Genomic DNA, 13,501 nt, shown 5'->3' with positions numbered 1-13,501 from the left:
AAGAGCGTCGTTAGAGGCGCTCGACGATCGTCGCGATACCCATTCCCTCGGCCACGCAGAGGGTGGCGAGGCCGTACCGCTGGTTCCGGCGTTCCAGTTCGTCGACCAACGTCCCGAGGATCATCGCCCCGGTAGCTCCCAATGGATGCCCCATCGCGATCGCTCCGCCATTGACGTTGACCTTGTCGTCTGGGATGCCACCGAAGTCGCGCATGAACCGCATCGGAACCGCGGCGAACGCCTCATTTACTTCGATGAGGTCCATGTCGTCGATGCTGAGGCCCGCTTTGGCGAGGGCTTTGCGGCTCGCTGGAGCGGGACCCGTGAGCATGATCGTGGGGTCTGCGCCGGAAACCGCCGTGGCCAGGACGCGTGCGCGGGGCGTGAGCCCGTGTGCTTTGCCCGCGGCTTCTGAGCCGATCGCGACCAGGGATGCGCCGTCGACGATTCCCGAAGAGTTACCAGCGTGGTGAACGTGATTGATCGACTCGACGGTGTGGTACTTCTCCAGGGCGACGGCATCAAACCCGCCGAGTTCACCAATCTTGGCGAACGCGGGCGAAAGGGACGCCAAGCTGTCGACCGTCGTATCTGGGCGAACGAACTCGTCGTGGCCAAGGATCGTGACTCCGTTGACATCTTTCACCGGGACGATCGACCGCTGGAAGTATCCGTTGGCGATCGCATTGGCAGCCCTCTTCTGCGACTGCACCGCGTACGCGTCTACGTCTTCCCGGCCCCATCCCTCGATGGTCGCGATGAGGTCAGCGGAGACCCCCTGCGGCACGAAGTCGGTCGCGAATGCTGTCTGCGGGTCGGCCGACCAAGGGCCGCCGTCCGATAACATCGGAACCCGGCTCATCGACTCGACGCCGCCCGCAAAAATTAGGTCTTCCCATCCGGAGCGAACGCGCTGGGCGGCCTGATTGACCGCTTCGAGACCGGATGCGCAGAAGCGGTTCAACTGCACCCCCGAGACCGTATGGGGCAGGCCAGCCACGAGCGCGGCGGTCTTGGCGATATCCGCTCCCTGGTCATTCACCGGGGTCACGCATCCGATCACGACATCGTCGATTTCGGCCGGGTCAAGCGAAGGGTTACGCACCAGCAACTCTTTTATGAGGTCGGCCACGAGGGTCACGGGCTTCACTTCGTGGAGGGAACCGTTGCGTTTTCCACGTCCGCGAGGGGTGCGGATGGCATCGTAAATGAATGCTTCAGTCATTGGCTCTCATCATCTTCCCGCGGGACTGTGTCCAGCGTCTTCATAGTCCGACTTACTGAGGAATCGTGCGGCAAGAACGTTGTCGCTGTTGGCTCGGTGGTCTACTTGCAGGCTGGCCGACCAACTAACAGTGGTTAGCCAGCCCCACAATAACAGATTCTCGTGTGGTTGCGAACAACGTAGCTGCTAGGCGCGGGGGGGGTTAGACAATATGAACGGGGGGCGTTGGCTGTCCGTCCGGACGGCCACTATCGCCGGTCGGGCCCGCGGCGCCGGCTTGGCAGCGTCTGTCCAGGTGCATGGGTAAGGCGGCGCCCCGGGTCCTGCTGCCCGGCGGTGATGTCCGGCAATGGTCCTCGAATGGGCAAGGCGCTTTGAACCGCCGGTCAAGGCAGTGTACGAATCAGGGGCCAACCGGTTATGTCCTGGCCCGGTTCCTGCAGGAAACAGGCGTCACCTGTGTCGTCGCGGCATCTTCGAAGCTCCTGCAAGCCCCTGGCGACCGAGTGAAAACCGATCGGCGCGATGCCGCGTTCTGGCCGAGATGCTCGCGATGGGCGGCGTCGCTGAAGTCCGGATACCCGATGCCGAAACCGAAGCCCTGCGCGATCTCTCCGGCTGCGCCGGTAGCGGCCAAGGACCTCGCCCACGCCCGCCAACGCGTCAATGCGTTCCTGCTCCGCCACGGAATCCGCTACCACAAAGACACCAAGTGGACGCAGGAACACCATGCCTGGCTGCACCGCCAGCGCTTCGCCGACCAGCTCGAACAGTTCACCTGCGACGCGGACGTGGAACAGGCTGAACTGCTCGCCGCCCACCCCAAACGCATCGATAGGCAGGTCATGGCCACGGCATCGAGTTGCAGGTACGCACCGGTGATCAAGGCGTTGATGTGTCTGCGCGGCATCCAGGTAACCACTGCGTTTGGTCTGGCAGTGGAGCTTGGTGACTGGACCCGTTTCACCGGGTCCTCCATCGGTTCCTACCTCGGTCTCGTCCCCAGCGAGCAGTCTTCCGGTCCGTCCGGCAGCCAAGGTCCCATCACCAAAGCCGCAGCACCTACGCGCGCAGGCTGCTGGTCGAAGCCGCTTGGCATCACCGCCGCCCGTTCGCCCGTGCCGGTCTCAAGATGCTGCGCCAACTGGATCTGGTCGACCCCGCGACGCGGGTCCGGGCACTGGAAGCGAACCACCGGCTGCACCGTAAATGGGAGCATTTCGACGCCCGGAAGATGAAGTCCGTCAAAGCCATCACCGCCGTAGCCCGGGAACTCGCAGGCTGGTGCTGGTCGCTGGCAGCCCCGCTCCAGCGAAGAGAACCCATGGAAGCTGCCTGACCCCAAGAGCGCGCCCAACCAACCCCAGGCGCCAGTGACGTGGCAAGCACGCGGAGCAAACCGGGGATGCGACTATGGGCAGGCGGCCGATACCCGCCGACGCTCGGCTTTAGACACCCGAAACGCTCCGGCCGAATAATCGTCATGCGGTAACCAACCCGCGAATATCAGTCTGACCATGCCAGTCGAAAAATGACTCGCCGCCACCAGCCGGCTACCGTGTCGAGCACAAAGTGAGCGGTCCCGGAACCAAAGAACCGGGAGCCGCTCACCTATGATTCCTGACAACCGAACCTACATATCAGTCATAAGTGATCTGCACGGGGTCGAGCGGCGTGCCTACTTCGTACACTCCGCCGAAAAGTTCAGTTCCATCCCACAACAGTCGGGCGTCGAACGCGGTCACCCGCCCGGCATCGTCGGTCGAGGAGGGATCGAGTTCAGCGATAGTCGAGCGTGCGTTCTCCGCGGCGCCGACTCGCATCGTCAGCACCGTCCTCGCCTCGTCACGCTCAATCGCCGGGTCTGCCAACAGGAGGTCGATCATGCCGAAATGAGCATGGAAATCCAGCCCGCCAGCAAACTGCAGGCGTGAGGGGTCGAGCGACTCGGTGTGGGCTCGGCCGAATCGCACCGTACCTTCCGTGGCAATAGCTGGCTCCAGAACACTGATTACTCCGCCTGAGCCCTGGATGTATCGGATGAAGCTCGCCTTCACGAACCATTTCATGGAGTGCGCCGAGCCCATAAGTAACCCTCGTTTCAGCTGTGCGTGTATGCGGCCTCCGCATGACGACCGTGATTCGGATGCATCCGACGAGCAGACTGAGAGTGATCTTATAGGCAAGCCGTGGCGAAACCAACAAGATGTTCGGAATCACCCATAAACTAGGCGGTGTTTGCTTTCATCAGGGACACGCGGCTCACTCCGGAATCGCGGCGCTGAGAAACACGGATCGGGGTGCGGACCTTATGGGATCACGACTGACGTCGGCGGAACGCCGCCTGCAAATTCTCGCTGCCGCCAGCCGATTAATCCGACTCAACGGCTACCATGCGGTCGGGATGAGGGAGATAGCGGAACAAGTCGGCATCCGGGGTCCCTCCCTGTATAAGCACTTCGAGTCGAAAGGCGCGATCCTTGAGGCAATCATTGAGTCCGTTACAACCGATTTCATTGAAGGCCGAATTACTGCGTTGGTAACCGGGGAGCCTGTCGCTCCCCAACTCCGCTCACTCGTCATCGAACAACTGCTCTACCTTGCTGACAACAGGGACGCGCTCGCCGTGGCAGAGCACGATCTGCTCGCCCTTCCTGAGGAATCGGTTAGCCGCATCCAGAATCAGCGGCGACGCTACCAACGAGCGATCACGGATCTTATTGAGGAGGGCGTGGCCTCCGGCGAACTGTCATCCTCGGATCCCGCACTCGCAGGTTACGCATTCTTCGACCTCATCAACGGTGCGGCCAGATGGTTCCGGCCCCGAAACGGCCTGGAAGCGTACCAACTCGCGGAGCAGTACTCGCGCATCGTGATCGATGACATGCTGGGGCCGGTTCGGTAGCCGCGCCACACGCCGGACTGAGCGACACCAACCTGGGCGAGCAAGCTCTGAAAGAACCAGTAGCGGGATCACCACGCAAGACCGCCGCGTCGTGGCCCGGGACGACGCCGACGGTCTGGAGTTTGTCGTCGTACTAATTTGACCAGAACCGAGGGGCCGTCGGGGAATGGATCGCATGTCCCGACAACACACTTGCAACGATCCGAGCGTGCTCCGTCGCATTTTGCACGCACTCAATACGGATGCGCTGTCCAGACGCGTACTTGCTCTCAAACGCGGCAACGTCCGCATAGACGTCCGGAACGGGGTCATGCACTGATCATCAACGAGTACGCCGTTGCCCACTTCAGCACGCATCCTGCTGCACTTCCGTAATTGGGCCGAGACCGGTTCCGACGAGAGCATGGTCCGCCGGAATGAGCTCACCGCTGGCGAACCGTACGCCGGAAAGCCGATCTCCGACGGCCTCGAATTTCTTGAGCACGACGCCCAGTCGAACATCCACACCGGCCTTGCTGTGCAGGTTTGCAAAATGGCGAGACACGGCAGGGGAAGTCACTCGCGCAAGAAAGCGCTCTTGTGCCTCGAGAACTGTGACGTTGAATCCCATCTGACGAAAGACCGCCGCCGCTTCCAGGCCGATGAAGCCGCCTCCCACAATGACGACATTCTTCAACTCGCCGCCGTGCATCTGTCGCTTGAGGTGTTCGGCATCTGCGATGTTCCGCAAGACGTGTAAGCCTTTCAGATCGGCGCCGATCACGTTGAGATTGCGCGCCCGCCCGCCGGTGGCCCAAACAAGCGCGCCGTATTCGATTCTGCGGCCGTCCTGCGTGGTAGCCATCTTTTCAGCGGAGTCGACCCGCGAGATTCGCTCGCCAAGGCGGAGCTCGATGGGAGACTCATCCCAGTAACTAGCGTCACGGAAAAGAAAGCGAGAGACATCTTCTTCGTCTTTGAGGTATCCCTTTGATAGAGGCGGTCTCTCATAAGGAATGTGTGTCTCGTCACTGAAGAGAGCAACGGTTCCGGCGAAGTGCACCTTCGCTAGCGCCATTGCCAAACCGACGCCGGCGTGACCAGCCCCAACGACCACGACGTCATAGCGCTCGTTCATAGTTCTTCTTCGCGAACACGCACTTGGAGGCCGTCCATGTCGTCAGTCAGCTTTACCTGACACGAGAGACGACTGCAGTCGGTAACATGGTCCACCATCTCGAGCATGTCGATCTCATCGGCGCCAGCAGGGGGGACTCGGTCTTTCCACGATTCGTCGACATAAACATGACACGTACCGCAGCTCAGCTCGCCCCCGCACTCACCGATGATTCCTTCTACATCGTTGGCGACAGCGATCCGCATCACGCTCTCGCCGGGCTCGAAGTCAACGGTCTTCTTCTCACCGCTGAAGAGTTCAAACAAAACGTGACCCATGGTTATCTCCTGTAACTTGCGGCAGTTCTAACCTAATGAACTGCGAGTGCTTCGCTACGCGAGCTTGCGCAGCTGGTTGACGGCAGACGGCTTTCAAGTCCTGCGGGAGGCCAGCAACCTCTTCGCCGTTGAATGGTTGTTAGCTACAATTCCTGACCGCCGGGCGGAAGTCCAATGCATAAAGTATTCTGTTTCGATGCGTTGCGCTTATAAGGGTCCCCTCGGCCGAAGTGAGGAAATTAGACGTGCTTGACATCCGAAAGCTTCGGCATTTTGTACAGCTCTGCGAATCGGGAAGCTTCCAAAAGGCTGCGGAGGAACTCCACCTATCCCAGCCTGCGCTTACGAGAAGCATCCAGAGCCTAGAAAAGCAATACGGGGTCCGGCTCGTTGAGCGTGGACGGACCGGAACTCAGCCCACTGAAGTCGGGCGTCAATTCCTCCAAGACGCCAAAGCACTGCTCCACAACTCGTCCGCCGTGGAACGGACTCTTATCGAGTTTGCTCAGGGTGCATCCGGAGAAGTGCGCTTTAGCATCGGATCTTCACTTGCGCAGGGGGTGCTCCCGCTAGCCGTCGCGCAAATCGGCTCCGGGCACCCGGAAATCACTCTCAATGCCGCGCTTGATACGACCACGACAATGCTGAAGAAGCTGCTACTCGGCGAGGTTGAGTTCGCAATCGGACGGCGCCTCGTCGGCCGAGAGAGGGAGGACTCGCTCGAAGAGGTGTCGCTCGGAATAGCGAGGCCTATCTTTCAGGTGCGACCGGGGCATCCGCTTCTTGAGGCGACGGAGCCTGTCTCCGCCAAGCAATTGCTTGCTTTCCCTCGGGTTGGCGGTGGCGGGTGGTGGCGCTACTCAGTGTCCAGCCCTCTCGATCAATCGCCAACGCCGCTCAACGCGACATTGGAGATCGAGAACTTCGGAATCTTGACAGCCGTAGCTTTACGAAGTGACGCGATCCTCCTCGCGTCTCAACCACTCACGCCAGGTCTCGTGCGACTGGCAGTCGCGGACACGCACCTAGATCCCGCGGAAATAGTCTTATTGTCTCCGAGAGATCGGATGCGGTCCCCGGCCGCCCGAATCGTCGCAGACATCATCGCGCAACATGCGAGAGAGATCCTGGCGGGCGGCTAAAGGATTGAAATTATAACCAACGATTAGCGGCGAATCGAAACACAGGAGTATCCACTCAACTCTCCCCTGAACCATTTAGCTCGGAACCGTCACCACCGCATAAGAGCTCTTCGAGGAGCATGTCATCATGCCTCGATCGCCGGAATTTCGTAGTCCCGAGTTTCGATCTGATTCGGTGCAGTGTATACCGCTGCTCTCGCAAGCTCGCTCATGAAGCTTCTTTCAGTTTCGTTGCCCGACACGCACTTACCTGCGGCCGGTGACCTCCCGCGCGACTATCTCCCGCATGATCTCGTTTGTGCCGCCGTAGATGCGATGCACCCGCGCGTCGAGGAAGGCACGCGCGATCGGGGACTCGGTGACGTACCCGTATCCGCCGAACAACTGGACGCAAGCGTCGAGAATCTCCCACTCTCGCTCGGTCGACCAGAACTTCACCTTGGCGGCCTCAGCCGGCGACAGCTGCTGCTTTTGGTACAGGGCCATCGCCCGATCAACGTACGTCCAGAGAACATCGACCGTTGTGGCAATGTCGGCGATCTGGAAGCGGGTGTTTTGGAAGTCGACAACAGGCTTCCCAAACGCTTCGCGACTTGTCGTGTACTCCAAGGTCCATTCCAGCGCGGCTTGGGAGGCAGCAGCCGCCGCAACTCCGATAGAGAGCCGCTCGAGCGGCAGGTTCATCATGAGCTGCACGAAACCGTTGCCCTCTTCGCCGCCAATGAGGTTCTCATCAGGTACGAAGACATCTGTGAAGCTCAACTCAGCGGTGTCATGACCCTGAAAGCCCATCTTCTTGAGCTTCTTGCCCTGGTCGAAGCCCTCTGCACCCTTTTCAATGAGCACCAGGCTGAACGCATCCGGCCGGTTGGTGTCGCCGGTCTTGACGAACGTGACGATAAGATCAGCAGTGGTGCCGGACGAGATGAACGTCTTGGCACCATTAATTAGGTAGCCGCCGGCAACCTTTTTTGCTGTGGTGCGGATTCCGCGGAGGTCACTTCCCGCGCCCGGCTCCGTCATTGCGAGTGCCCCGAGAATCTCACCCGTGGCCATGCGCGGAAGCCACTTTTCCTTCTGCGCCTGCGTGCCCATGTGCACAAGATAGGGCACCGCAAGGTCGTCGTGGATAGCGAGGGCACCGGCGATAGAGCCCGCGCCCGCCCGTATAACCTCCTCGTAGACGACAGCACGGAAGCGGTAGTCATGCAGCATTCCCGCGCCGCCAAACTCCTCGGGAACCGTCAAACCAAGGAGACCAACCTCGCCTGCCGCGAGCATGGTCGCACGGTCAATTTCGCCATTTGCGTCCCATCCCTCGCGCCGCGAGTTGGTGGCATAGCGCCTGCAGAACTCTTTGACCACATCGCGGAAGGCGTCATGATCCTCGTCGTATATTTCGCGTTTCATTAGACCTCCAGGGATTCGTAAACAGGTTTTGGTTAGCCAGAGGCGATGGGCTCAACGCGAGCCGCAACCTTTCGCACTGGCCCGAGCATGTCATCGACGATGATGTGCGAGTACCGTTCAGCGAGTTGGCGGCGCTCTGTCTCGCTCGCCGGACGGAACCATCTGATTGCGCCGTTGATCATGTCGAAGAAGGCGTAGCTGGCAAGGCCTGGGTCTGACGAAGACAGCTCCCTGCTTTCGACGCCCTCCCTGATCAGTTCGGTGATCGCCTTTTGATACCTGCGTCGCTGGCCTTGAATACGAGCAACCGATTCGTCAGGAAGCGCCATTAAGTCATGATTCGCTACCGTCAGCGCGTCGCTGTTCGCCGCCAGGTACACCAGTTGCTCCACCACCAAGGTGTGCAGCTGCGGAGCTACCGGCGCACCGGGCATTAGAGCCCCGATCTGCTCCTCAATGAAATCGGTAGTGACCGATTCCACGATCGCCTCGAGGATCGCAATCTTGGAATCAAAATGCTTATAGAGCGAAGGTCCACGGATGCCGACCGCTTCCGCGATATCCCGCATTCCCACCGCGTGATACCCGTTCTCTCGAATGAGCCGACTTGCGGCCGCAAGAACCTGAGTTCGGCGCTCCGCAGTACTTAAGCGGGATCTCGTCAATTCTTCCTCCGTACCATGTGTCAACTCGCCCATAGTTTGGAATAGTCGACCGCTTTATTTCAGTCAGAGCCATGCGGTTCTCAGAGCTGGTGGTCTTGCTGGACCACTGCGAGCTGCTCGGACGCACGCTTTGCCCGGTCTACGAGACGCTCGCCAAGGGCACGAACATCCTCGCCACTGGTAGTGCCGGTAAATCCGTAGAGGCCGACCTGCATGACACCGTGCTCGGTATAGACCGGCGCGGCGAGCGATCGAAGATTATATTGCATCCCGTCGAGCAGTTCCGTTTGCTGCGCCAGGCCGTCACGCACCTTGCTCACCGCCGCTCGCAGAGCGCCGTCGGGTGCGGAATACCGCCGATCTCTGTGCGAGAACGTCTGCTCAAGCTCGGAATATAGGTGATCGCCCAAGCCCACGACATACCCGCGCGAGCGAGCCACGTCGGAGGCCTTCTCCCAGTTGGATCGGCCGCTATCGTCCAGCTGCCCGTTGGGATCGATCCAGTGCGCAAACTCTTCCTGAGGACCCCACGCCGCTAGGGCCAAACCTACTGGGGCTGTGTACGGGAGCCGACGTCCCACCCTCGCAGCAGCGCTCTTACTGGCTTCTGGGCCAGCACCCGCGAGCATTACAAGTTCGTCCCTGACCTTGGCCCCCAGAAAGACCTCGTGGCCGACCTCGCTGGATAGCGCCTCAAGTTCGGGCCGAATACGGTCGACGGTTGGTAAATACTCCAGCAAGGACGCTTCGGCCGTGACAAGCGACGACGGCGCGAATCGCCCATAACCGCCACGGAAGAAGACCAGTGGGAGCGAGCCACTCTCTATCTGCAGGTGCTTCACGCGAGCCAGCACATGGTAGTGGTCTCCAGCGTGTTGCACTTCATCCAGCTCGCATTCCAGCCAGGCAACGGCGCCCTCAATGATCGGAGCTCCCGACGATGCGGGCCTCCAGTCCACGCCTTCAAACTTGTCGCCGCCGCGGCGAGCAAAACTGCGGCAGACGGTTTCCTGCTCGGCGGAAAGGATGTTGACCACGAAACTCCCGCGTTCGCGAATTTTCGGCCAACTCGACGAGCCTTTGTCTGGATAGAACCCGATGAGCGGCGGGTCGAGCGACACCGAGCTGAACGACCCTATGGTCATAGCCGCGGGTTTGTCGCCGGGCAGGTCGGCCGTCACGACCACGACACCGGTGGGGTACTGACCCAGCACTTGGCGGTAAAGGTCGCGATCGATGCGTGGATCCTCGTGCGGCATTTGCTCTCCCTCGTCGGTCTAATATCGTCCAGCTATGGTAACAGTTGTTAGCAAAAAGCCGTACCCTTAAATCTTACCGATTATCTGCTAGGCTAACAGCAGTTAGCACTAAACTGCAGGGACGAAGGGCCTTCCTCTTGGGAGACGCAGTGATCGTTTAGAGGCTCTACGCACGCCCGGCGGGGGCTTGGCGAACGCAACCATTCTCGAACTCATCGACTAACCACCACGCTATCTCTGACGGTTAGCGACCGTCAGACCCATCCTTTCTTTCTAGGAGGCCACCATGGACGATTCTCACTCTGGCGACCCTTTCACCTCGGTTCTCACCGCCCCGGACGGCATCTCAGAGGATTTTGCCGACAAGGTTGTAGTCATCACCGGGGGTAGTCGCGGTCTGGGTTTGGCGATGGCTCGCTCATTCGCTGCTGCCGGCGCGCACCTCGTCATCGCCAGCCGTAAGGAGAAGGTGTGTCGGGAGGTCGCCGCTGAACTATCCGAGGTCACCGGGCGGGACAGTCTCGGTTTGGATTACCATGCGGCCTCCTGGGAAGCCGCCGACCGCCTAACTGACAATGTTTACGACAAGTTCGGACGCTGCGATGTGCTCATAAACAATGCTGGCGCATCGCCTCTATACCCCTCTCTTGTCGATGTCTCTGAAGAGCTGTTCGACAAAGTGGTCGGCATCAACCTCAAAGGTCCTTTCCGCCTGGGGTCACTCATAGGACAAAGAATGTCCGACGCCGATGGCGGAAGCATCGTCAACATATCGTCGATTAGTGCTGTGAAGCCGCAGCCCACCGAACTGGTCTATGCGGCGGCGAAGGCTGCGCTCAATGCGGTGACCACCGGACTCGCGCGGGCATATGCGCCGAATGTTCGGTGCAACGCAATCATGCCTGGGTATTTCATGACCGACATCAGCGCAGCTTGGGATCCTGACGAGTTCGAGGCAATCGCCAAGTCGCAGATCCCCCTGGGTCGCGGGGGCCAGCCCGAAGAGATCGTGGGCGCTGCCATGTATCTCGCTTCGTGCCGCTCGAGCTACACGACCGGCACGGCCATCAGGATCGATGGCGGCGCGACCCACTACACGCCATGAGCTCACAAGTTCCCGCGGACGCGCCAACGATTCCCGTCGATCTCCGCGTCCTTCAAGAATGGTTGGATGAGCAAGGGGTAGGCGAGGGCCCTATCTCGGACGCGACTCTCCTCACCGGCGGAACGCAGAATATTCTCGTTCGTTTCCGACGCGACTCCAAAGCTATGGTATTGCGGTGTCCGCCGCCCTCGAAACGAGCTAATAGCGACCGGGTCATGGAACGCGAGGCTCGGGTACTAGGCGCACTGGCCTCAACTAGTGTCCCGCATCCGAGAATGCTCGGAGCGTGCAACGACCCCGGGGTACTGGGCTCCAGCTTCTTCGTCATGGAGGCGGTAGAGGGAGAAAACCCGACTGTTAACCTTCCTGAGTGCTACAAGACCACGGAGGGCTGGCGGCACACGCTTGGCCTTTCTATGGCGGATGCGGCAGCAGCAATTGCAAATGTCGACTACGCGGCATGCGGTCTCGGCGACTTTGGACGGCTGGACGGCTTCTTGGAACGCCAGGTTCCCCAGTGGCTCAAGCACCTGGAAACCTATGCCTTTACACCCGGGTACCCCGGACCGCAGTTACCCCACCTCGACACGCTCGCCGACTGGCTCACCGAGAATCGGCCCTCGAGCTTCACGCCGGGACTCATGCACGGGGATTTCCATTTCGCCAACGTGATGTGCCGACGAGATGAACCGGGAATCGCCGCCGTCATCGATTGGGAGTTGTCCACAATCGGTGATCCGCTCATGGATCTCGGATGGTTGTTGGCGACGTGGCCCGAGGGCACAAGCGCCCCCCTGCCGCCGCTACGACTCGAGCCCTGGGAGGGCTTCCCAACTGCGCAGGAACTTGTGACGCGATACCGCGAACAGGCGGAATGTGACCTCGAAACCCTGCCCTGGTACACCGCGATGGCGTCTTTCAAACTCGGCATCCTCTTGGAGGAAACGTACGCCCGCTCCTGTGCCGGCAAGGCAGATCCTGCCGTAGGTCAGCGACTACACGCTTCGGCGATCGCACTCTTCACCCGCGCTGCCCGGAGCATCGCAGATCGACAGTGACCTCGCCTATCTAGCGCCGCCTCGCGGCCGACCACATTTCACGCAGACACCAAGGAGCAACGCAGATGGACTTCAAACACGATGAGCGAACGCAGGAACTCTGCGCAACGATGAACGAGTTCATGGCGGATCACGTTTATCCGGCGGAGGCGGTTCTTTCCGAGCAGATGGACGCGCTCGACGCTCGCTGGGCATGGACCCGCACACCGATCCTCAACGAACTCAAGACGGAGGCGAAGTCTCGCGGCCTGTGGAATCTGTTCCTCCCGGGAGCTGACGGCGGCGGCCTCACCAATCTCCAGTACGCCCCCATCGCTGAACTAAGCGGACGCAGCATGCACTTGGCGCCGCCGGCCATGAACTGTTCCGCTCCGGACACCGGGAACATGGAGGTGCTGGCAATGTTCGGCACCGACGAGCAGAAAGAAACCTGGCTGAAGCCGCTGCTCGCCGGCAAAATCCGTTCGTGTTTCGCCATGACAGAGCCGGGTGTGGCCTCATCTGATGCCACCAACATAGAAACGCGCATCGAACGCGACGGTGACGACTACGTCCTCAACGGCCGCAAGTGGTGGATTACTGGAGCACTCAATCCCGACGCAGAGATCTTCATCGTCATGGGCAAGACAGATCCGGATGCCTCACGCCACCGTCAACAGAGCCAGATACTGGTCCCCCGCGACACCCCAGGTGTGCAGATCGTCCGAGCACTCAACGTGCTGGGCTACGACGACCGAGAGCATGGCGGCCATGCGGAGATCATCTTCGACAACGTTCGCGTGCCGGCGTCTAACCTCATCGGCGGCGAGGGGGAAGGCTTCGCCATCTCGCAGGCCCGCCTTGGACCCGGACGTATTCACCACTGCATGAGGGCGATTGGAATCGCCGAACGGGCGATCGAGCTCATGTGCGACAGGGCGTCTGAGCGAGTGGCTTTCGGTCGCCCGCTGGCCGATCAAGGAGAAATTCGCGCGTGGATTGCGGAGTCTCGAATCCGAATCGAGCAGCTGCGACTCCTTGTACTTAAGACCGCATGGCTAATGGACGAGGTGGGGAACAAGGGCGCTCACACCGAGATCCAAGCGATTAAGGTCGCAACACCCGCGACTGTCCAGTGGATACTGGATCGCGCCATGCAGGTTCACGGAGCCGCCGGGCTCAGCCAAGACTTCACCCTCGCGTCATCGTTCGCGTTCATGCGGTCCATCGGATTCGCAGACGGCCCGGATGAAGCGCACCGCAATGCGTTGGGTCGCTCAGAACTGCGCCGACGCAGCGCGGCGCTCGCGAACTAGGCT

13 protein-coding genes are annotated in these 13,501 nt (G+C 60.5%); 6 read left to right on the top strand and 7 right to left on the bottom strand.

Annotation, left to right across the window (positions count from 1 at the left end; genetic code table 11):
* Positions 1-10 precede the first annotated feature (10 nt).
* Positions 11-1,225, bottom strand: a complete 1,215-nt coding sequence (locus tag AC5RWX_RS01270) for an acetyl-CoA C-acetyltransferase (RefSeq protein ID WP_493939884.1) — start codon at positions 1,223-1,225, stop codon at positions 11-13.
* A 584-nt stretch (positions 1,226-1,809) separates the two neighbouring features.
* Between AC5RWX_RS01270 and AC5RWX_RS01265 the strand changes: the two genes are divergently transcribed.
* On the top strand, positions 1,810-2,463 hold the full coding sequence (locus AC5RWX_RS01265; RefSeq protein ID WP_493939883.1) for a transposase: 654 nt from the start codon (positions 1,810-1,812) through the stop codon (positions 2,461-2,463).
* A gap of 402 nt (positions 2,464-2,865) precedes the next feature.
* Here AC5RWX_RS01265 and AC5RWX_RS01260 read toward each other — a convergent pair whose 3' ends face one another.
* Positions 2,866-3,294, bottom strand: a complete 429-nt coding sequence (locus AC5RWX_RS01260) for an HtaA domain-containing protein (protein ID WP_493939882.1) — start codon at positions 3,292-3,294, stop codon at positions 2,866-2,868.
* 137 nt (positions 3,295-3,431) lie between these two features.
* Here AC5RWX_RS01260 and AC5RWX_RS01255 point away from each other — a divergent pair, with 137 nt between their 5' ends.
* Positions 3,432-4,130 (top strand): TetR/AcrR family transcriptional regulator, encoded by a 699-nt coding sequence (locus AC5RWX_RS01255; RefSeq protein ID WP_493939881.1) that lies wholly within the window; start codon positions 3,432-3,434, stop codon positions 4,128-4,130.
* A 346-nt stretch (positions 4,131-4,476) separates the two neighbouring features.
* Here the strand turns inward: AC5RWX_RS01255 and AC5RWX_RS01250 are convergent, their stop codons facing one another.
* Positions 4,477-5,247 (bottom strand): NAD(P)/FAD-dependent oxidoreductase, encoded by a 771-nt coding sequence (locus AC5RWX_RS01250; protein ID WP_493939880.1) that lies wholly within the window; start codon positions 5,245-5,247, stop codon positions 4,477-4,479.
* Positions 5,244-5,564 carry a 2Fe-2S iron-sulfur cluster-binding protein gene (locus AC5RWX_RS01245; protein ID WP_494096875.1) on the bottom strand — a complete coding sequence of 107 codons (321 nt, stop codon included), beginning with the start codon at positions 5,562-5,564 and terminating at the stop codon, positions 5,244-5,246. The genes AC5RWX_RS01250 and AC5RWX_RS01245 overlap by 4 nt, the downstream gene beginning before the upstream one ends.
* 245 nt (positions 5,565-5,809) lie before the next feature.
* On the opposite strand from AC5RWX_RS01245, the gene AC5RWX_RS01240 reads away from it, so the two are divergent.
* Positions 5,810-6,706, top strand: a complete 897-nt coding sequence (locus tag AC5RWX_RS01240; protein ID WP_493939879.1) for a LysR family transcriptional regulator — start codon at positions 5,810-5,812, stop codon at positions 6,704-6,706.
* Between the two features lie 246 nt (positions 6,707-6,952).
* Here AC5RWX_RS01240 and AC5RWX_RS01235 read toward each other — a convergent pair whose 3' ends face one another.
* Genes AC5RWX_RS01235 through AC5RWX_RS01225 form a run of 3 tightly spaced genes read right to left on the bottom strand, consistent with a single transcriptional unit; the run spans position 6,953 to position 10,040 of the window.
* Complete coding sequence (locus AC5RWX_RS01235; protein ID WP_493939878.1) at positions 6,953-8,116, bottom strand: acyl-CoA dehydrogenase family protein; 1,164 nt, start codon at positions 8,114-8,116, stop codon at positions 6,953-6,955.
* A gap of 32 nt (positions 8,117-8,148) precedes the next feature.
* Entirely contained in the window at positions 8,149-8,814 is a 666-nt protein-coding gene (locus tag AC5RWX_RS01230) for a TetR/AcrR family transcriptional regulator (protein ID WP_493939877.1), read from the bottom strand.
* A gap of 47 nt (positions 8,815-8,861) precedes the next feature.
* A complete protein-coding gene (locus AC5RWX_RS01225; protein WP_493939876.1) occupies positions 8,862-10,040 on the bottom strand; it encodes a flavin reductase in 1,179 nt (392 codons plus the stop codon).
* Between the two features lie 286 nt (positions 10,041-10,326).
* Between AC5RWX_RS01225 and AC5RWX_RS01220 the strand changes: the two genes are divergently transcribed.
* The 3 genes from AC5RWX_RS01220 (at position 10,327) to AC5RWX_RS01210 (ending at position 13,498) form a co-directional block, all read left to right on the top strand.
* On the top strand, positions 10,327-11,145 hold the full coding sequence (locus AC5RWX_RS01220; RefSeq protein WP_493939875.1) for an SDR family NAD(P)-dependent oxidoreductase: 819 nt from the start codon (positions 10,327-10,329) through the stop codon (positions 11,143-11,145).
* Positions 11,142-12,203, top strand: a complete 1,062-nt coding sequence (locus AC5RWX_RS01215) for a phosphotransferase family protein (RefSeq protein WP_493939874.1) — start codon at positions 11,142-11,144, stop codon at positions 12,201-12,203. Before AC5RWX_RS01220 ends, AC5RWX_RS01215 begins: the two co-directional genes overlap by 4 nt.
* Before the next feature lie 65 nt (positions 12,204-12,268).
* Complete coding sequence (locus AC5RWX_RS01210) at positions 12,269-13,498, top strand: acyl-CoA dehydrogenase family protein (protein ID WP_493939873.1); 1,230 nt, start codon at positions 12,269-12,271, stop codon at positions 13,496-13,498.
* Positions 13,499-13,501 lie beyond the last annotated feature (3 nt).

Source organism: Arthrobacter sp. SPT-J7 (assembly GCF_059089965.1).
The sequence above is the reverse complement of the archived record's forward strand: the minus strand, read 5'-3'. Positions and strand labels throughout refer to the sequence as shown.